The 18661-nt window shown below is 59.0% G+C and carries 13 protein-coding genes; 5 read left to right on the plus strand and 8 right to left on the minus strand.

Annotated elements, in window-relative coordinates; all coding sequences use genetic code 11:
- Window positions 1–2: 2 nt before the first annotated feature.
- From PHT20_RS01270 to PHT20_RS01305, 8 genes are all read right to left on the minus strand, one after another.
- Window positions 3–1235: an AAA family ATPase gene (locus PHT20_RS01270; protein ID WP_301019077.1), complete on the minus strand. Its 1233-nt coding sequence runs from the start codon at window positions 1233–1235 to the stop codon at window positions 3–5.
- A 90-nt stretch (window positions 1236–1325) separates the two neighbouring features.
- On the minus strand, window positions 1326–3086 hold the full coding sequence (locus tag PHT20_RS01275) for an AAA family ATPase (RefSeq protein ID WP_301019078.1): 1761 nt from the start codon (window positions 3084–3086) through the stop codon (window positions 1326–1328).
- A complete protein-coding gene (locus PHT20_RS01280; RefSeq protein WP_301019079.1) occupies window positions 3083–6679 on the minus strand; it encodes an SbcC/MukB-like Walker B domain-containing protein in 3597 nt (1198 codons plus the stop codon). Before PHT20_RS01280 ends, PHT20_RS01275 begins: the two co-directional genes overlap by 4 nt.
- On the minus strand, window positions 6672–7388 hold the full coding sequence (locus tag PHT20_RS01285; protein WP_301019080.1) for a DUF4194 domain-containing protein: 717 nt from the start codon (window positions 7386–7388) through the stop codon (window positions 6672–6674). The genes PHT20_RS01280 and PHT20_RS01285 overlap by 8 nt, the downstream gene beginning before the upstream one ends.
- 217 nt (window positions 7389–7605) lie before the next feature.
- A complete protein-coding gene (locus PHT20_RS01290; RefSeq protein ID WP_301019081.1) occupies window positions 7606–8010 on the minus strand; it encodes a type II toxin-antitoxin system VapC family toxin in 405 nt (134 codons plus the stop codon).
- A gap of 3 nt (window positions 8011–8013) precedes the next feature.
- The gene (vapB, locus tag PHT20_RS01295) at window positions 8014–8310 is read right to left on the minus strand and encodes a type II toxin-antitoxin system VapB family antitoxin (RefSeq protein WP_301019082.1); all 297 of its coding nucleotides are present in this window, start codon (window positions 8308–8310) and stop codon (window positions 8014–8016) included.
- A 61-nt stretch (window positions 8311–8371) separates the two neighbouring features.
- Entirely contained in the window at window positions 8372–9868 is a 1497-nt protein-coding gene (locus tag PHT20_RS01300; RefSeq protein ID WP_301019135.1) for a DUF3375 domain-containing protein, read from the minus strand.
- A 20-nt stretch (window positions 9869–9888) separates the two neighbouring features.
- Window positions 9889–10023 (minus strand): hypothetical protein, encoded by a 135-nt coding sequence (locus tag PHT20_RS01305; protein WP_301019083.1) that lies wholly within the window; start codon window positions 10021–10023, stop codon window positions 9889–9891.
- Between the two features lie 388 nt (window positions 10024–10411).
- Here PHT20_RS01305 and ileS point away from each other — a divergent pair, with 388 nt between their 5' ends.
- The 5 genes from ileS to PHT20_RS01330 are packed head-to-tail and all read left to right on the plus strand — an operon-like array spanning window position 10412 to window position 18559.
- The gene (ileS, locus tag PHT20_RS01310) at window positions 10412–13303 is read left to right on the plus strand and encodes an isoleucine--tRNA ligase (RefSeq protein ID WP_301019084.1); all 2892 of its coding nucleotides are present in this window, start codon (window positions 10412–10414) and stop codon (window positions 13301–13303) included.
- Window positions 13303–13815: a signal peptidase II gene (gene lspA / locus PHT20_RS01315; RefSeq protein WP_301019085.1), complete on the plus strand. Its 513-nt coding sequence runs from the start codon at window positions 13303–13305 to the stop codon at window positions 13813–13815. Before ileS ends, lspA begins: the two co-directional genes overlap by 1 nt.
- Before the next feature lie 25 nt (window positions 13816–13840).
- Entirely contained in the window at window positions 13841–14680 is an 840-nt protein-coding gene (hpnD, locus tag PHT20_RS01320; RefSeq protein WP_301019086.1) for a presqualene diphosphate synthase HpnD, read from the plus strand.
- 4 nt (window positions 14681–14684) lie between these two features.
- Complete coding sequence (gene hpnE / locus PHT20_RS01325; protein WP_301019087.1) at window positions 14685–15992, plus strand: hydroxysqualene dehydroxylase HpnE; 1308 nt, start codon at window positions 14685–14687, stop codon at window positions 15990–15992.
- A gap of 38 nt (window positions 15993–16030) precedes the next feature.
- On the plus strand, window positions 16031–18559 hold the full coding sequence (locus PHT20_RS01330) for a penicillin acylase family protein (protein WP_301019088.1): 2529 nt from the start codon (window positions 16031–16033) through the stop codon (window positions 18557–18559).
- Window positions 18560–18661 lie beyond the last annotated feature (102 nt).

Genomic DNA, 18661 nt, shown 5'->3' on the forward strand with positions numbered 1-18661 from the left:
GCCTAGCGTGCCTCCAGGTAATCACTGTACCAAAGGCCACCCAGCGGCAAACCTTCTTCCACCAGGTTTTTGACAATTTCCAGATCAGACACGCGCCGGATCAACGAGAAGCCATCCGCGCCTTTCTCCAAAATCCAGACCTCGTCGGGTGACAAGGCATCGACAAAATACGGCTGGTGCGTGGTCACAAAAATCTGGGGCGCATTTTTCTTTCCACTGGCATGGGCGCGAAATTCTTGCGCCAGCGCTTCCAGCAGTTTGTGGTACAGCCCGTTCTCGGGCTCTTCAATGCAGATGAACGGCGGCGGTTCTGGGTCTTCCATCAGCAGCAGGTAGGCGAACACCTTGAGGGTGCCGTCGGACATCTGCTGCGAAAAAAATGGATCAACAAACGCACCATCATTGAACCGAAGCAACAGGCGGTTGTCGTCCATCACTTTGGTGTCAATGCTCTTGATGCCCGGGATTTTGGCGGCGATGCGATCTAGCACCGCTTTAAACCTGTCCTTGTGTTCCCGCGCCATGAACTGCACCACATTGCCAATGTTGTCACCGTGGCTGTTCAGATGTTTTTGGGGGCCGGCAGTGGGCAGGCTGCGGGCGGCATCGGGGTAAAAGTACGACAAGTACCAACCCTTCAAAAAATCCCGAAAACGTTTGATGCGCGGGTGCTCCTTGAGCGTGCCCAAGGTGGCGATGCCCAATTGGCGCAGGTCGGTCAGCTCAACCTCGGTCTGGGCACGGTCTTCTTCCCCCCCCTCCACTTCAACCGCTTCCTCGCCCGCCCAAACCATGCCTTTGCCATGATGCAGTCTCAAAAATGGGTAGGGACGGCCATGCTTCTGCCCCTTGCGCCGTTGTTTGAGGACCTCGGACTCCACAAACGGACGTCCCATGTCGTCCAGCGCAATGGACAACTCATAGTTCATTGGCCGTTCACCAACAGCCTCACGGTAATAAATTTCAAAGCTGATCGGCCCATCGGCACCTCTGGAATGCAGCCGCTCATAACCACCGCGTTGCTTCATGTCGCAGGCCTGCTCCACGTCGTGCGCCAAGCAATCTGCGACAAAGCCAAAGGCATCAAACAAGGTGCTTTTGCCCACCCCGTTTTTGCCAATCACCACGGTAAACGGTGTCAGAGGTGTCCCACCCTGCTGGGTTGAAAGCTTGCCCAGCGTCACATCGCGCAACGCGCGATAGTTTTGAACACGAAAACCTTCAATCAATGCCATGGTCTATCTTTCTTGGGGCTTGCGGCCCGAGTCATCATTTCAAATTCTGTGGGGGGCAACTGTTTGGAATGGCCGAACAGTTGACATCTTTCAGTGCAGCCCGGTCAACGCCTTCAACTTACCAATGAACAGATGAACATCCTCGTGAATTTCATCCGCCGTCATACTCATCGCTACTCGTTCACGAAGGAGCAACATCGGTGTTTCTGCATTTCTGAGCTGCTGGAACAGGGAGTTATCGTTCTCAAACAAAAGGCGTTTGCCATCCACCACACTGAACACGTTGGCGCTGACATTGCGCCAGGTTTTTCCAGGTGGCAAAGTCAGGTTCTCCCCAGCAAAAAAGTCATCAATGAATTCCTGAATCGGTTGCGCAAACAAATCATCTTCCGCGAATCCGAGTTGTTGCAACGCAGCCCGCTTCCAGGCATCAGCTACCAGCAAATAGTTTTCAATGTTCTTGCGCTTCCACTCTGCAAGCGACGGATTGTTCGGCTGCGGATGAAAGGCATCTTTTGCATCGTCAAAATCGAACAACATGAGTCTTGATACCTCAGGAACAATTTGCTGGAGAGCGGCAAAGTGCTGATCTGCTCTTTCTTTCATGTTTTTCTTGCCACCACCGTCCATGGTCTTGAAATAGACGCGATCCATGGGAGATTGCGCCCCACACTGCGCAGCCCAAGCCCGCAAAATGCGCTCATCGCTTTCCCCCTCCACATAGAGGACGAACGGGTAAGACATGGCTTTAGTGATCTCTTCGTTTGACACATCGGACATGGCTCGCAGCACCTCCGGTGTGGACTGAATGCGTTTGGGCACCTGCGCCAATAAAGACATGATCTGACTCGCATCCACTCCTCTCACAAACTCTTCTGCATGCGTGGCAACGAGAAATTGCGTGCCTAATTCCATCGACTTTTGTTTGAAGTAGTCCAGAATTTCCCGTTGCAAATTGACGTGCAAATGGGCATCGGGCTCGTCCAGCAAGATGGTGGTCGGCTTGTAACCGTGAAGAAAACCCAATAGCGTCAATGTCTGATGAAAGCCACTGCCTCCAGCAATGATGTCAAAGTCTTTATCGCCCTGCCCGTATTGCACCTTGATCTGTGTATCTACGCCCTTGTGATATTCGGGTACTCTCAGTTGGACACCAAACCACCGCTTGACCACCGCCTCAATCTCACGCCACTCCTTAGGTGGCTGCTGAAGTTTGGATGTAGCTCGACTTGCTTCTTGTCCAGGCACGTCTTCCAAGGCAGGACAAACTCGATAAAGCAGGTTGCGAAGCACGCTTCCTGGCTGGGCCTTACCGACCTGTCTGCGCAACGGCCCGTCATCACGCCATTCCTCAGAAGGCTCCAGGCCAGAGAACGGCGGCACATAGGCAATGCGTGGCAACAACACGCCTTGATCAAATCCACGAAATGCGGCCCAACCATCCGAAGGAATCGCGTAAATGGCCTGCGGCGAGTGATACCTAAGTGCCACGCCAAAAGACGAACTCGTGCCGTCAGGCCCACTCCACTCCACGATGATTTCAATCAGGATGTACTCCTGCTTTTTATTGCTGCTCTTGCTTGGGGAGCGGCGTATGTCTCTGTCCTTCCAAAGCAAATTGAACTCAGGCACAGGCAGTGCCGTGAAATTGGGAAGTACAACCTGAATGCCCTTTTCACCACCACGCCGTGACCGATGGAACTCATCCACACAAAACTGCCAAATCGCCAAGGCCTGGAGCACCGTGCTCTTGCCACTGTTGTTGCGCCCAACCAGCAAATCGAACTGCGTGAATTCGTAGACTTGCTCGCCAACACTTTTGAAGTTCCGCAGGGTCAGTTTGGTAATCATTCTTGTGCTCCGTTTTGTCTGCCTATTGTCGCCAATGCAGATGCCAAGTTCGCGCCATTGCCCGACTTGTCAACTGCCTCCACCCTACTCTTCTCCTCCCGATACGCCTCAATAGTCAAATTGCGCAGCCGCGAATCCCGCCCCTCAAAGTTATGAACAAAGCCGACGCTGGCGACAAAGGGTTCAATGATGTGGATTTTTTGCAGCGGGGTGACGATGAGCAATTGCAGGTTGAGCTTCTCGAACAATTCCAGCCCGTATAGCGCAGATTCGTCTGAACCCCGGCCAAAGGCTTCATCGATGACGACAAACCTGAAACTCTTGGAGCGTGTTTCGCCCCAGGCCAGGCCGAACTGGTAGGCCAGGCTAGCGGCCAAAATGGTGTAGGCCAGCTTCTCTTTTTGGCCGCCGGACTTGCCGCCCGAGTCGGAATAATGCTCGTGCTCGTGGCCATCTTCACGCCAGCGCTCGCTGGCGGCAAACACAAACCAGTTGCGCACATCGGTCACCTTGGCGCTCCAGCGCCTATCCGCATCGGTTTGGCCTTCGCGGCCACGCAGGCGCTCGATGATGTGTTTCACCTGAAGGAACTTGGCCTCGGAATACTGGCTGCCTTGCCCTGTGCCCGCCTCCCCGCCGGAGCCGCCGCCCAGTGCGCCGTCCAGGCAGGTGCGCAGCTCGGTTTGAAAGTCACGCACTTCTGCATCGGTGGTGGTTTGCAGCTCTAGCGTAATGAAGCGGCCAGGGTTGTAGTCAATCTGCGTGAGCGACTGGTTGATGCGCTCGATGCGCTCATGGATGGTGGCGCGCTCTTTGTGGAGTTGCGAATTGAAGTTGGCCACCTCGCGGATGGTGTTCTCGTTAAGCGAGCGCTTGAAGTCGGCCTCAAAACGCGGCAGGTCGTCAGCCACCAGGCGTTGCAACAGGGTGCGGTATTCGCCGCTTGAGCCCACCGACACGTCGACTTCTTGCGTCTCCACGGGGAACTGGTTGCTGAAACTGCGCATGGCATCGATGATTTTTTCAAGCACCCGTTTGATGCGGCCTTCTTCAAGGTCGATGGCTTTTTGCACCGCATCGCGCATCTCTCGCTCACGCGCATCGCACGATTCGATGGTGAGCGTTTGCGAACCAGTCAGCTCCCGCTGCAAGGCTACAAGGCGCGGCACAAGCTGATCAAACCCGGCCGGTGCCAAGGCCAGCCATCCTTCAGCTTCGCTGATCAACTTGGTGGCATCGCTGATTTTTTGCTCGGTTTTGGAGCGCTTGTCGCGCTGGGCAATGAGCTGGTCTTCCGTTTTGGTTAACTCATCCTCCAGCGCCTTGAGCTGCTGCGTCAACGCCGCCAACACGTCCGAGGCGGCCTCCAGCGCGGCGCGCTCATCCTTCAAGCGCGAAATGTCTCGGGCATTGGCTTGCCAGTCCAGCTCACTGTAGTCCTGAAACTCTTCCAGCTTGGCCAGGGCTTGCTGGCGCTCGCGCAGGGTGGATTGCTCTTGCTGCAAGCTGCCGATCTGTGCGCCGATGTCACCCAGCCTGGTTTGCAGCACCCGCAACTTGCCCTCCAACACCGCCAGCTTGGCGGCGTTGCTCCAGCCCAGCACGTAGCGGCTGCGGTCGTCCAGGCGGTGGCGGTCGTCTTTTTCATGGCGCTCACTGCCCGACTTGATTTGCCCGGCGCGGGTGATGGCGCGCGGCTCGGCGCGAAACTGCTCTTGCGTGCTGCAGCAGGCCACGTCAAAACGGCGCGCCACTTCAGCCGCCAGCCAGGTGTAAAACGCCGAATCTGGTTTGATGGCGATCTTTTTGGCCAGCGACTGCGGGTGCACGGGTACGTGTGAGGCATCCGGTGCGGACTGTCCAGGACGCACGTTGTCGCGCACGCGAAAGTAGACCAAGCGTCCGCGCAAATGCGTGTCGTCTACCCACTGCGCCACCCGGGCGTAATGCTTGTCTGGCACCAGCAGTGACAGCGCAAAGCTGTGCAACATGCGCTCGGCCGCGCCCTCCCAGTCACGCGCATCGTCGTGCACTTGCAACAGTTCACCAGCAAAAGGCATGCTGTCTTCACGCAAGTCCAAGGCTTGGCACAAGGCGGCACGCATGGCAATTTGCTGGGCATCGATGTTGCTGCGGCGCTCGCGCAGGCTTGTCACCTCAAGCGCCAAGGCTTTTTGTTCAGTGCGCCCTTGAGCCAGCTCAACACCGCGCTCAGTCAGCTCGTTTTGCAGCGCGGCCTCGCGCTCGGCATCTTCCAGGCGGCGCTGGGCACAACCCTGCTGCTGGGTTTGCAGCTCCTCGCGGTTGGCCACGGCCAACAGGCCCAGGCTCAAACGCAACGCGTCGTAACGCTGGGCATTTTTTTGGCGCTTGTTCAGCTCGGTTTGTTGACGTTGAATGTCAGCCTCGATCTGTGCGATGCGGTCACCGCCGCTTTGCGCCAGGGTCAGGCGCAGTTCGCGCTCAAGTGTGCGCTGCGCCAGTTTTTGAGTTTCCAGGCGCGCCACCTTGGCCGACTCATTGGCCAGATTGATGCCCAGGGTTTCCAGCCGCACATCCAGCAGCGTGCGTTTTTGGCTGGCAAACCAGGGCTTCAATGCCTCGCGGCACAGGCGCAACTCGGCAGCACTGTCCACCAGCGCGGCATGTTTGTCGCAGTCGGCCACCAGGGGCGTGAGCAGATCAACCTGCTGCTTGGCCTTGAGCACGGCGGCGTGGGCGCGGCTCAGGTCGTCAAAGTGCGCCAGCAGCCCCGTAATGCGCGGGGCCACATCAAAGGGCTCCAGCATGTGGTGGCGCACAAAATCGGTCAGGTTGCCCACCGATTTCATCGACACGGTTTGGTGAAACAGCTCCAGCGCCTGTTCACCCATGTTGCCAAAACGGCGGCGAAAGTGTGCGCTGTAGGGCGGAAAACTGTCAAACAGGCTGACCCCACTTTTGCGCAGCCGTGTGCGCAAGGCGGGCACGGCGGTGCCGAAGTCAGAAAAGTCGTCGGTGAGCGACAGCGCCTTGTCGGCCACGGCGTAAAAACGTTCGGGCTGGCCAAACGTGTCTTTCATCCAGAACACTTGCGCCAGCGTCACCGTCTGGTCAAACCCGGCGTTGTGGAACACCCCCAGAATCACCGAATAGTCGCTGTTTGAGCGCAGCGCCACCGGCTTGGCGTTGCCACTGGTTTCATTGCGCTCGGACTTGTAATGCCCCAGCACGTAGGAGCGCAGCGACCGCTCCCGCGCATCGGCCCCGGCGGCCTTGTTGTAGGCAATGCGTTGGGCCGGGATCAGCAGCGTGGTGATGGCATCCACCAGCGTGGACTTGCCTGAACCGATGTCGCCGGTCAGCAAGCCATTGCGACCATCCAGCCCCAGCGCCCAGACGCGCTTGTCAAACGTGCCCCAGTTGAAGACTTCCAGGCGCTGCAGGCGAAAACCGGCCAAGGTTGTTGCCACAGCCCCTTGTTCAGGCTGAGCCTGGCCTGCCTTGAGCTTGGCGGCGGGTCGAAGCACTTTGGGTTCTTTGGCAACGCTCGGGGTCGGCAGTTCAGGGCGAACGGTATCAAACAGGTCTTCTGTGGCTGAACTGTCACTCATCATCAGCCTCCGAGGTGGTGTTGGGTACGGCAAGTTGCCCTTGGTATGCGGCCAGGCGTTGGTCAAAGTCGGCCAGCCACTGGGCATCGACAAAGGCTTTGAGGATGCGGCGCACCTCGTACACCGGCTCTTGCGCGGCGCGGCTTGACGCGCCTTCGGCCTGAGCTTTGAGGCGGCGCACAAATCCCAGTTCGATCACCTTGTTGAGTTGGGTTTCAATCTGGTCGATCAGGCGCGACTCGTTGGAGCCGGCGGGCAAGAACACGCGCACCAGCTCCACCACCGCGCTGCGCGTCAATATCAAGCGCGTGTCACCGCCACTGGCATCAAACTCGGCCAGCTTTTTGCGCAGCAAGGCCAGCAGCAGGCTGACCTGAAAACTCAAGGGCTGGCGGCGCACCAGGCGCGGCAGCTTGGGGGCGCTGTCATCGTCTTGCGGTTGGGCACGCAAAAAGGCGTAGCCCTCGGCCTCGTCCACCACCAGGTCCAGCGCCAGCACCGCCACGTAGTCACGCACCCGGGCTTCCAATTGCAGCAAGGCCGCCCACTGGCTGGCATCGTCTTCGCGGTACAGCACGCCCTTCAGCAAGGGGACGACCAAGCTGGTGAGGTTGAGCTGGGCTGCGCGGATACCGGGATGGCTGCCAGCGCCAGCCACAAGCGTATCGGTGCTGGCCGACAGCGTGTCAGTGAGACCATCTTGAGACATGGCAAGCATTTCAGTTGAATGATTTATTTTGATAGCTGCTAGCGCTTTATATATAAGCGCCAGAGGGCTATTTAATGTGAAAAAATGTCGTCATTGCGAACGAAGTGAAGCAATCCATGACTTCCAAAGGCATGGATCGCCACGCTACGCTCGCGATGACGGGGCTCTTTCATAGTTCGGGATGGCTTCATTGCCATGAAAGTTGGCTCATAAAAATCTAAAGGGAGTTGACCCAGTTTTCAACCTTCAGGCCGGGGTAGTCTTTGAAATCTGCCTCGTTGTTGGTGACCAGCGTGAGCCCAAGGCTGATCGCGTGGGAGGCAATGAGCTGGTCCATGGTGTCGCGGCGGCGGTCACGCACGGCAGCACGAAGCACACCAAAACTTATCGCATCAGATTCACCAAAGGGCAACACCGGAATGCGCCGCGTCAACAGAGCCAGCACACGTCCGTCCTGCGCACGGTTGGCGGTCTGTATTTCGAGTCCGGCGCGCAGTTCGGCATAACTCACCACCGACATCACGGCACTGCCCTGGGGCAAAGATTCAAGCCGGCGCAGCACTTCGGGCGGCTGGCGCTTGATGATGTAAATGCAAATATTGGTGTCAAGCAGGTAACGCATGGCTTATTTCTGCGCCTTGTCCACGGCCTCGCCAGCGTCGGTCTCAAAGCGCCAGGGGCTGTTGCCGCTCCAATCGCGTTCGCGTTGTTCGTGAAATTCACGCCCGTCGGCCATGAAGTTGGGGCTGAACATGGACAGGATGGGAGTCAAATCGCCAATGGTCTCTTGCACCACCGGGCGCAGCACCAAGGTGTTGCCCACACGTTCAATCTCAACGTCTTGCGCGCCATCCGCAAAGGCCAGTTCTTTGGGAATGCGCACCGCCAGCGAATTGCCACTTTTGAAGACTCGGGTCAACATGAGGTTTTCTCCTTGAAAATTGAAGTATATACAGGATATACAAAAAGCAATAACAATCGCTTCACTGGGTATCCCGCACAAAAATTACCCTTGGCAGCCGGGCACGGCGGGTGACCGGGCCGCGTGCCTCGTCAGCTTCATCTGCCACCTGCCACGCCACCGTGTCCTGCACCGATTCATCCACCACCGAATGAACCGATTCGCTGGCCAGTTGCAGATAGGCGACCAGCTCGCTCAAGCCCTGTTGCAGCGGGCGGGTGTTCAGCAGCTCCGCCAAGGTAACTTGGGCTTGAGTTTGCAGTGACTGGCGAATGTGGGCTGACAACGCCGCCTTGTCCACCCGCACCTGCGAAAACAGCGCGGCGGCATCCAGGTCTGCATCACCCGCCTGCAAGGCCACGCGGGTCAACACCGTTTGCAGCGGTGGCTGGTACAGCGGGCGCTCCAGCGGCAGCTCCACACCCGCGCCAATCTCGTCGATCTGCATGAAGTCCGGCACGCGCAGCGCAGTCGGTGCGGTGTCACGCAAGGCCAAAGACTTGCCTTCAATGCCACGCAAAATGTCCATGATGCGGCGGTTTTCCAGCCAGGCTTTGTCATCCAGAAAACGGCGCAACTGCTGTGAGAGTTGCGCCACCGTGCGTTGGGCGTATTCACCGGCTTCCAGCCAGTCGTAGTGCACACGTTTCAGGCGCACATCGGGCGCCAGGGCGGACACCGGCGGCAAATCCAGCACCCGCGAGAGCAGCGCGGTGAACTCTTCCTGGCGCGACTGCGACATCAAAAAGTCCCAAAACGCGCGAAAGCTCTTGCCCTGATCCGATTCGGCAATCGCATCACGCTCGCCCATGATGGCTTGCAGCAGCTCGCCCTTGGCCCCGTCCCACAAGGCGATGCGCTCACGCACGGTGCGGTCCAGCGTGCGAAAGTTGTGCTCCACCTCCCGAAAATCCGCCAGCAGCTCACGCGCCAGGCCGGTGAACTGCTGAAAGCGGTCTTTCAGGGCGGTGTCGTCCAGCAGCGCCATGTTGCCCTCTGCCACGCGGGCGATTTCTGCGTCAATGGCATCACGCTGTTTGTGCAGCTCATTGATGCGGGCTTGCGGATTGGTCTCAGCACCAAAACTCATTTGTTTGAGCAGGCCAAACAGCGTCAGCAGGCGTGATTCAGTGCCGACAAAAGACCGGTCTGACAAGCTGCCCAGCCAGGCCATGGCACGCTCGGTGGGCGGGGTCAGGTCAAAGTGCGGCTCGTCCGATCCTGCCGGGTAAAACTTGCGCAACCAACCCTTGTCGTTGGCGGCCCAGTCGTTCAAATACTCTTGTGCCGATTTGGGAAAGGCCTTGATACCTTTGCTCTCGCCCAACTGCTCGCGCAGGCCGTAGAGCGTGTCCTCCAGCGCCTCAGCCAAGTTGGACTGCGCCATGACGCGCACATTGGGCACGACAAACACGCGGTGCAAAAAGCTCGCCACCAGCGGTGCAGAGTCCGCCGCCAGCAAGCGCCAGGCCGGGTGCTGGCGGCGCTGCAGGTCGAGGGTGGTGTAGTCGAGTTGAATAAGAGCTCCTACGGTATCGGTCAAACCTTAAAAGGATCCATCAGCTTGACACCGGTTCCAGCGAAGTCAGCCAGGTGGTGTGCCACCACCGTCATTTTGTGCTCCAGCGCCGTGGCAACAATCATGGCATCACGCTCGGACTTTGGATTTGTCATTGTCAGAGGCCCATGCCCGCACAGCGGGAGACTGGTTTGGATTGCCTTGCCGCAATTCGGAAATGACATGGGTATCGAGCACGTACATGGTGGGTTCAAAGGTTCGCATTGCGCAGTTCTAGGCTGAGCTTGGCCATGTTTGTATGTTATGAAATTTTCAACAACAAATGCACACGAGTCCAAGACTGGGTCTTTCGTACAACCTTGGGGCCCAAACCTTGAACCACAACCACAGCACCTTGCTCCGCCAAGGCCTACGGTAAAATTTCCCGCGTGGAGCTTCTCCACAAACTGCACGACAAACTCACCCAAGACCCCTGAACGCATCGACCGCTGGCAACCCCAGAAGATTGCCAAAATGCCGTGCCACCCTTGCCTTTCTGCCCAAATGACCACTCAAAATCCACCCCTTGACGCCACCGGCAAAGCCGATTACCGCAGCACCCTGAACCTGCCCGACACCCCGTTTCCGATGCGCGGCGACCTGCCCAAGCGTGAACCGCAATGGGTCAAGCAGTGGCAAGAACAAGGCCTGTACCAAAAGCTGCGCGCGGCACGCCATGGTTGCGAGAAATTTGTGCTGCACGACGGTCCGCCCTATGCCAATGGGCAAATTCACATGGGCCACGCGGTCAACAAAATTTTGAAAGACATGATCGTCAAGGCGCGCCAACTCAAAGGCATGGACGCGGCCTACATTCCCGGCTGGGACTGCCACGGTCTACCGATTGAAAACGCCATTGAGAAAAAGTTTGGCCGCAAGCTCGCCCGGGACGACATGCAGGCCAAAAGTCGCGCTTACGCCACCGAGCAAATCGACCTGCAACGCGAAGACTTCAAGCGTCTGGGCGTGCTGGGCGACTGGGACCACCCCTACCGCACCATGGAATTTGCCACCGAGGCCAATGAAATTCGTGCTTTCAAACGCGTCATAGAACGCGGTTTTGTCTACCGTGGCCTGAAACCCGTATATTGGTGCTTTGACTGCGGCTCCAGCCTGGCCGAGTTCGAGATCGAATACGCTGACAAAAAATCGCAAACGCTGGACGTGGGCTTTTTGTGTGCCGAGCCAGCCAAGCTGGCCAGCGCTTTTGGCTTGACCACACTGACCAAAGACGCCTATGCCGTCATCTGGACCACAACAGCCTGGACCATTCCGGCCAACCAAGCCCTCAACGCCCACCCGGAATTGACCTACGCGCTGGTCGACACCGACCGTGGCCTGCTGGTGCTGGCGCAAGACTTGGTAACTGCCTGCCTAGAACGTTTCGGCTTGACTGGCACGGTGTTGGCCACCACCAGTGGCAAGGCGCTGGGTGGCATCCACTTCAAACACCCGTTTGCCCATGTAGACGCTGGCTACGACCGCTTCAGCCCGGTGTATCTGGCTGAGTACGTCAGCGCTACCGATGGCACCGGCATCGTGCACTCGGCGCCCGCCTATGGGGTAGAAGATTTCAACTCATGCGTGGCGCACGGCATGGCCTATGACGACATCCTGAACCCAGTGCAGGGCAACGGTGTCTATGCGCCCGAGCTGCCGCTGTTTGGCAACCAGCACATCTGGAAAGCCTGCCCGGTCATCATCGACGCACTGCGTGATGCCAACCGCCTGTTTTGCACCACCGACATCGTGCACAGCTACCCGCACTGCTGGCGCCACAAAACCCCGGTGATTTACCGCGCCGCCGCCCAATGGTTCATTCGCATGGACGAAGGCGTTGGCATTTTTACCCAAGACAAAGCGCCTGATACCCTTAGAAACCTTGCGCTGGCAGCTATCGAAAACACAGCGTTTTACCCCGAAAACGGCAAGGTGCGCTTGCGCGACATGATTGCCGGCAGGCCAGACTGGTGCATCAGCCGCCAGCGCAGCTGGGGCGTGCCACTGCCCTTTTTCCTGCACAAAGACAGTGGCGAGCTGCACCCCAAAACCATGGAAATTTTGGACATGGCCGCCAACATGGTGGAGCATGGCGGCATTGAGGCCTGGAGCAAGGCCAGCACCGAAGCCATCTTCGCCACCCTGGACTGCGAAGCTGACGCGCCCAACTACACCAAAAGCAGCGATATCCTTGAGGTCTGGTTTGACTCTGGCACCACCCACACCACGGTGCTCAAAGGCTCACACGCCGGTGCTGGCCACGAAACCGGTGCCGAGGCTGACCTTTATCTGGAAGGCCACGACCAGCACCGCGGCTGGTTCCACTCCAGCTTGCTCACCGCCTGCGCCATGTATGGCCGCGCGCCCTATAAAGGCATCTTGACGCACGGTTTCACCGTGGACAGCAAGGGTCACAAGATGAGCAAGAGCGCTGGCAACGGGGTTGACCCCCAAGCCACCAGCCAAAAACTGGGTGCCGAAATCATCCGCCTGTGGGTGGCCGCCAGCGACTACTCGGGTGACATTGCCGGCGACGACAAAATTTTGGCGCGCGTGGTGGACACCTACCGCCGCATCCGCAACACCTTGAAGTTTTTGCTGGCCAATGTCAGCGACTTTGACCCCGCCCTAGATGCCGTGCCGTTGGCTCAGATGCTTGAAATTGACCGCTATGCACTCAGCCGCGCCGCGCAATTGCAGGCCGAAGTGCTGGCGCATTTTGAGGTGTATGAATTTCACCCGGTGGTGGCCAAGCTGCAGATTTATTGCAGCGAAGACCTGGGCTCTTTCTACCTCGACATTTTGAAAGACCGGCTCTACACCACCGCGCCCAAGTCGTTGGCACGGCGCAGTGCCCAAACCGCGCTGTGGCAAATCACCCAGGCCATGCTGCGCTGGATGGCGCCGTTCCTCAGCTTCACCGCCGAGGAAGCTTGGGCTGTGCTGGGCGCTGCGGGCAAAACCCCGCAAGCCACGCGCGAGTCCATCTTCATGGACACCTACACCCCCTTGGGCGACGCAGATGCCGCCCAGTTGGCCAAGTGGGCACGCATTCGCGAGCTGCGCGACGCGGTCAACAAAGACATTGAAACCCTGCGCGCCGCGGGCCAAGTGGGCTCATCGCTGCAAGCCCATGTGACCCTGACCGCCGCCCCTGCCGACCACGCCCTGCTGGCCAGCCTGGGCCAAGACCTGCGCTTTGTATTCATCACATCTGCTATTTATTTAATAGCTGGTGACGCACTATCTATAAGCGCTACAGCCTCAAATGGCATCAAATGCGAGCGCTGCTGGCATTACCGTGATGACATTGGTGTGGATGCCGCTCACCCCACCCTTTGCGGCCGCTGCGTCAGCAACCTGTTTGGCGCGGGCGAAACCCGCACGGTGGCCTGATGGCGCGCAAACCCAGCTACAGCCCGTCTCTGCCCGCCGGCATCACGCTGCTGGCGTGGCTGGGCTGGGCCATGGTGGTGCTGATTGCCGACCAGTTCACCAAAGTGCTCATCATGGGCTACTACCAGTTGGGTGACAGCACACCGGTGACCAGCTTCTTCAACATGGTGCGGGTGCACAACACCGGCGCAGCATTCTCGTTTCTGGCCAGTGCCGGGGGCTGGCAGCGCTGGTTTTTTACTGGCATTGGCGTAGCCGCCGTGGCGCTGATCACCTGGATGCTGAAAAAACACGCCACGCAAACCCTGTTTGCCTTTGCCTTGGCCAGCATTTTGGGCGGTGCCTTGGGCAACGTGATCGACCGCGTGCTGTATGGCTACGTGGTCGACTTCTTGGACTTTCATTTCAGGGGTTGGCACTTTCCGGCCTTCAATGTGGCCGACAGCGCCATCACCCTGGGTGCCGCCTGCCTGATTCTTGACGAGCTGCTGCGCGTGCGCCGCGGGCGTTGACCCACTGTCCAAGCGTGGCCACCTCATGACCCCACAAGACTACGTGCAGCAAAAAGCCGCCGCCTCGGGCAGCAGTTTTTACTACGCCTTCTTGTTTTTACCACCCCCCAAACGCGCCGCTATCACCGCCTTTTATGCCTTTTGCCGCGAAGTCGATGACGTGGTGGACGACATGGTTGACCCCGGTGTGGCCGCCACCAAACTGCACTGGTGGCGCACCGAGGTGACACAAGCCTTTGCCGGCCAGCCGAGCCACCCGGTGCTGCAAGCGCTGATGCCGCTGGCGGCCAGCTTTCAGATTGAAGAGCGCCACCTGCAAGCCGTCATTGAAGGCTGCCAGATGGACCTGACCCAGCAGCGCTACCTGGACTACCCCAATTTGCAGCGCTATTGCCACCTGGTAGCAGGTGAAGTGGGTGAAGTGGCGGCGCGCATTTTTGGCCAAACCCAAGCTCAAACCACCGCCTATGCCCACGCGCTGGGGCAAGCGCTGCAGCTCACCAACATCATTCGCGACGTGGGTGAAGACGCCCGCCGTGGCCGCATTTACCTGCCCATGAGCGAGCTCAAACAGTTTGCCGTGCCTGCCCAAGAGGTTTTGAACGGGGTTTATTCAGAGCGCTTTACCGCGCTGATGCAGTTCCAGGCGCAGCGCGCCCAGCGTCTGTATGACGAAGCGCTGGCGCTTTTGCCCAGCGCTGACCTGCGCGCGCAAAAACCCGGCCTGATGATGGCCAGCATTTACCGCGCCCTGCTGCACGAAATTGAGGCCGAGCAATTTGCCGTGCTGCACCAGCGCATCAGCCTGACGCCGCTGCGCAAGCTCTGGCTGGCCTGGAAAGTGCAAGCACTGGGGCGGCTGTGAGACCATGAAGGTTGCCATCGTTGGCGCTGGCTGGGCCGGTTTAGCAGCTGCTGTCACGGCCACCCAAGCTGGCCACCATGCTATTGTTTTCGAAGCTAGTCATGCAATAGGTGGTAGGGCTAGAGGCCTAAAAGGCTTGAAAAATACCACCCTACCCAACGGTCAACCGACCCACCTGGACAACGGCCAGCACATTCTGATTGGTGCCTACACAGCCACCTTGGCGCTGATGCGCACTGTGGGCGTGCAGCCCGAAAAAGTGCTGCTGAACCTGCCCATGGCGCTGCGTTTTCCAGACGGCCAAGGCATTGAATTCAACCGCTGGCCCACGCCGCTGGATGCGCTGGCAGGCATTGTCAGTGCCCGCGGCTGGTCGGTGCGTGACAAAGCCGTGCTGCTGCGCCATGCCTTGGGCTGGCAGCTCAAGGGTTTTACCTGCCCAGCCCAGCGGACCGTGGCGCAGTTGTGCCAACGCCTCACCCCCCGGGTGTTGACCGAGCTGATTGAGCCGCTGTGTGTATCGGCCTTGAACACCCCCGCGCACAGCGCCAGTGCCGAGGTTTTTCTGCGCGTGCTGCGCGATGCCTTGTTTGGCGTGCAAGGCGGCTCGCGCTTGCTGCTGCCCAAGGTTGACCTGAGTGCCCTGTTCCCCGAGTCCGCAGCGGCCTGGCTGGTGCAGCACGGTGGCCAGGTGCGCCTGGGGTGCCGGGTGCACAGCCTGCAACCGGCGGGCGCGGGCTGGCAGGTGGAAGGCGAAGTGTTTGACGCGGTGATCCTTGCCAATGCAGCATCAAATATGGCTCTAGCGCTTGATGAGACTGCGCAGACAGCTACAGAGTCAATAGCATCCAAGCTGCAGCACAGTGCTGCGTTGTGCCAGGCTTTGCGGTTTGAGGCGATCACCACCGTGTATGCCTGGGCTGCAACTGCCCGCTTGTCGCACCCCATGCTGGCCTTGCGCAGCAGCGCCCAAGCCCCGGCGCAGTTTGTCTTTGACCGCGGCCAACTCGGTGGGCCTGCGGGCTTACTGGCTTTTGTGGTGAGCGCATCGGGCCAAGAGCGGGCGCAATTGCAAGCGCAGGTGCTGGCCCAAGCCCAAACCCAGCTGGGCTTGCCGCTGCAAGCGGTGCAAACCGTGGTGGAAAAACGTGCCACCTTTGCCTGCACACCGGCTTTGCAGCACCCCGCCCATGCCGTGGCGCCTGGCCTGTGGCTGTGCGGTGACCATGTGCAAGGGGCTTACCCTGCCACGCTCGAAGGTGCAGTGCGCAGTGGTCTGGTGGCAGCGCAGGCGCTGGGCGGCTTATCATGAGCGCCATCCATCTTGGTTGACCTCAGCCCCACACCACCATGAAACTTGTCCTCAAAATTCTCATCGGCACCCTGCTGGGTTTGCTGCTTGCTGCCACGGCTGCGGGGCTGTGGTACATCTCCACCAAACAACCGCAGCGCTCGGGCGAGGTCAATTTGACGCAATTGAGCGCGCCGGTCACGGTGCGCTACGACGAGTACGGCATTCCCCACATCAAAGCTGGCAACGAGGCTGACCTGTACCGGGCGCTGGGCTATGTGCACGCACAAGACCGCTTGTTTCAAATGGAAATGGTGCGCCGCCTGGCGCAAGGTGAGCTGGCCGAAGTGCTAGGCCCCAAACTGGTCAAGGTAGACCGGCTGTTTCGCACCCTGGGCTTGCGCGCCCACGCCCAGCAACAAGCAGCCGCCCTGGACCCGCAAAGCCCCGCCGTGCTGGCGCAAACCGCTTACCTGGATGGTGTGAACCAGTTTCAGGCCAGCCACCCGGTGCCCTTTGAATTTGACCTGCTGGGCATTCCCAAACGCCCGTTCACCCTGCAAGACACGCTGGCAGTGTCGGGCTACCTGGCCTACAGCTTTGCCGCCGCCTTCAAGACCGAGCCCCTGCTGACCTATGTGCGCGATGAACTGGGTGAAGACTACTTGAACATCTTTGACCTCGACTGGAACCCCCAGGGCGTGGTGCAAAAAGCCGGCAAAACAGCACTCAACCCCCAGCACTTGAGGCCGCCTGAGGCGGTTTTGAGTGCTGCCCAGACAGCACCTGTAGATGCCCTTGGCGAACGTTTCAAAGCCCATCAAAACGCGGCCATGCGTGCGCCCTCGCCCGACTGGCAAGCGCTTGGCCAACTGGCGCAAGTCAGCCAAGAGGCACAACGCCTGGCCAGCGTGCCGCTGTTTGAAGGCAGCAACGCCTGGGCCGTGTCGGGGCAGCGCACCTCCAGCGGCAAGCCCATGCTGGCGGGTGACCCTCACATTGGTTTTTCATTGCCCGCGGTCTGGTACGAAGCACATTTGAGTGCCCCCGGCTTTGAGCTGTATGGCAATTTTCAGGCGCTCAATGCATCCGCCTTGCTGGGACACAACAGCCAATTTGGCTGGAGCCTGACCATGTTTCAAAACGACGACATTGACCTGATTGCCGAAAAAGTCAACCCGCGCGATGCCAACCAGGTGTGGTTTGAAGGCCAGTGGGTAGAACTGGAAAGCAGTGAAGAAACCATCCAGGTCAAAGGGGGCAAACCGGTCAAGCTGCAGCTGCAGCGCTCGCCCAACGGCCCCATCATCAGCAGCGCGTTCCGCGACACTTTGGGCGACGCGCCAGTGTCGATGTGGTGGACGTTTTTGCAAACCGACAACCCCATCCTGGAAGCCTTTTACGACCTCAACCGTGCCAACACGTTGGCCAAAGCGCGTGCCGCCGCAAGCAAAATCCATGCACCAGGCTTGAACGTGGTGTGGGCCAATGAAGCTGGTGACATTGGCTGGTGGGCGGCGGCCAAGCTGCCGGTGCGCCCGCTGTATGTGAAGCCGCAATTCATTTTGGATGGCGGTGAGCTTGAGGCTGAAAAGCTGGGGTTTTACCGCTTCAGCGACAACCCGCAAGAAGAAAATCCAGCGCGTGGCTACATTGTGTCGGCCAACCACCAGCCCATCAGCACCAGCGGCATTCCCATCCCCGGCTACTACAACCCTTATGACCGCGCCCAAACCCTGGAAGACCGGCTGGGCAATGATGAGATTCAGTGGAACCAGCTTAACACCGAGTCGTTGCAGCTCAGCACCCAAACCGCCTACTTTTGGCGCGTGCTCAGCCCCCTGATGCCCGACCTAAGCGACGTGGTACGCGACCCGCTGGAGCGCTCGGTGTTTGACAGCTTGGTGCAATGGGACGGCCAGTACACCACCCCCAACATTCCGCCCACGGTGTTCACCCAGTTTGCCTACGAGCTGACCCAAGCCGCCATGGCCGATGAGCTGGACAAGGTGCAGTTTGCCAACCTGCTGGGCACCCGGGCGCTCGACTTGGCCTTGCCACGCCTGACTGACGACGAAGCCTCGCCGTGGTGGGACAACATCCACACCGACAAGGTCGAAACCCGCCGAGACATCGTGCGCATCGCCTGGAAAGCCACCGTGGTACACCTGAAAAAAGCACTGGGTCCCAGCCCCAATGACTGGGGTTGGGGCAACGCCCACACCCTGACCCACGCACACCCTCTGGCAGCCCAAAAGCCGCTGGACTGGGTGTTTAACGTGGGGCCGTTCCCGGCACCGGGTTCCCATGAAGTGCCGAACAACTTGTCAGCCCCCATGGGGCCTGCGCCTTGGGCCGTGACCTATGGGCCATCGACCCGGCGCATCATCGACTTTGCCAACGTGGGCAAGTCACAAAGCATCAACCCGGTGGGGCAAAGTGGCGTGCTGTTTGACCCGCATTACAGCGACCAGGCCGCCGCCTACGTGATTGGCGGCTACCTGATGCGCTACTTTCTTGAGAAAGATGTGGTCGCCAACACCCATGACACGCTGCAACTCAAGCCCGCGCTAAAAAAATCTCAATGAAATTAGCCTCTAGCGCTTATAAATAGAGCTTAAGCAGCTATTTATAATATAGCATTTTCAAGTGTTCCCCGACGCCAACAGCCCCACAGCTGCAAGCGCCAC

It is taken from the genome of Rhodoferax sp. (genome assembly GCF_028715765.1).
Lineage (GTDB): Bacteria > Pseudomonadota > Gammaproteobacteria > Burkholderiales > Burkholderiaceae_C > Rhodoferax.

Bases quoted from the DNA above. Each gene is read 5' to 3' on its own strand.
- PHT20_RS01280 (WP_301019079.1), bottom strand. From the start codon at position 6,679: ATGAGTGACAGTTCAGCCACAGAAGACCTGTTTGATACCGTTCGCCCT.
- vapB (WP_301019082.1), bottom strand. From the start codon at position 8,310: ATGTTGACCCGAGTCTTCAAAAGTGGCAATTCGCTGGCGGTGCGCATT.
- lspA (WP_301019085.1), top strand. From the start codon at position 13,303: ATGGCGCGCAAACCCAGCTACAGCCCGTCTCTGCCCGCCGGCATCACG.
- PHT20_RS01270 (WP_301019077.1), bottom strand. From the start codon at position 1,235: ATGGCATTGATTGAAGGTTTTCGTGTTCAAAACTATCGCGCGTTGCGC.
- PHT20_RS01275 (WP_301019078.1), bottom strand. From the start codon at position 3,086: ATGATTACCAAACTGACCCTGCGGAACTTCAAAAGTGTTGGCGAGCAA.
- ileS (WP_301019084.1), top strand. From the start codon at position 10,412: ATGACCACTCAAAATCCACCCCTTGACGCCACCGGCAAAGCCGATTAC.
- PHT20_RS01290 (WP_301019081.1), bottom strand. From the start codon at position 8,010: ATGCGTTACCTGCTTGACACCAATATTTGCATTTACATCATCAAGCGC.
- PHT20_RS01285 (WP_301019080.1), bottom strand. From the start codon at position 7,388: ATGTCTCAAGATGGTCTCACTGACACGCTGTCGGCCAGCACCGATACG.
- hpnE (WP_301019087.1), top strand. From the start codon at position 14,685: ATGAAGGTTGCCATCGTTGGCGCTGGCTGGGCCGGTTTAGCAGCTGCT.
- PHT20_RS01305 (WP_301019083.1), bottom strand. From the start codon at position 10,023: ATGACAAATCCAAAGTCCGAGCGTGATGCCATGATTGTTGCCACGGCG.
- hpnD (WP_301019086.1), top strand. From the start codon at position 13,841: ATGACCCCACAAGACTACGTGCAGCAAAAAGCCGCCGCCTCGGGCAGC.
- PHT20_RS01330 (WP_301019088.1), top strand. From the start codon at position 16,031: ATGAAACTTGTCCTCAAAATTCTCATCGGCACCCTGCTGGGTTTGCTG.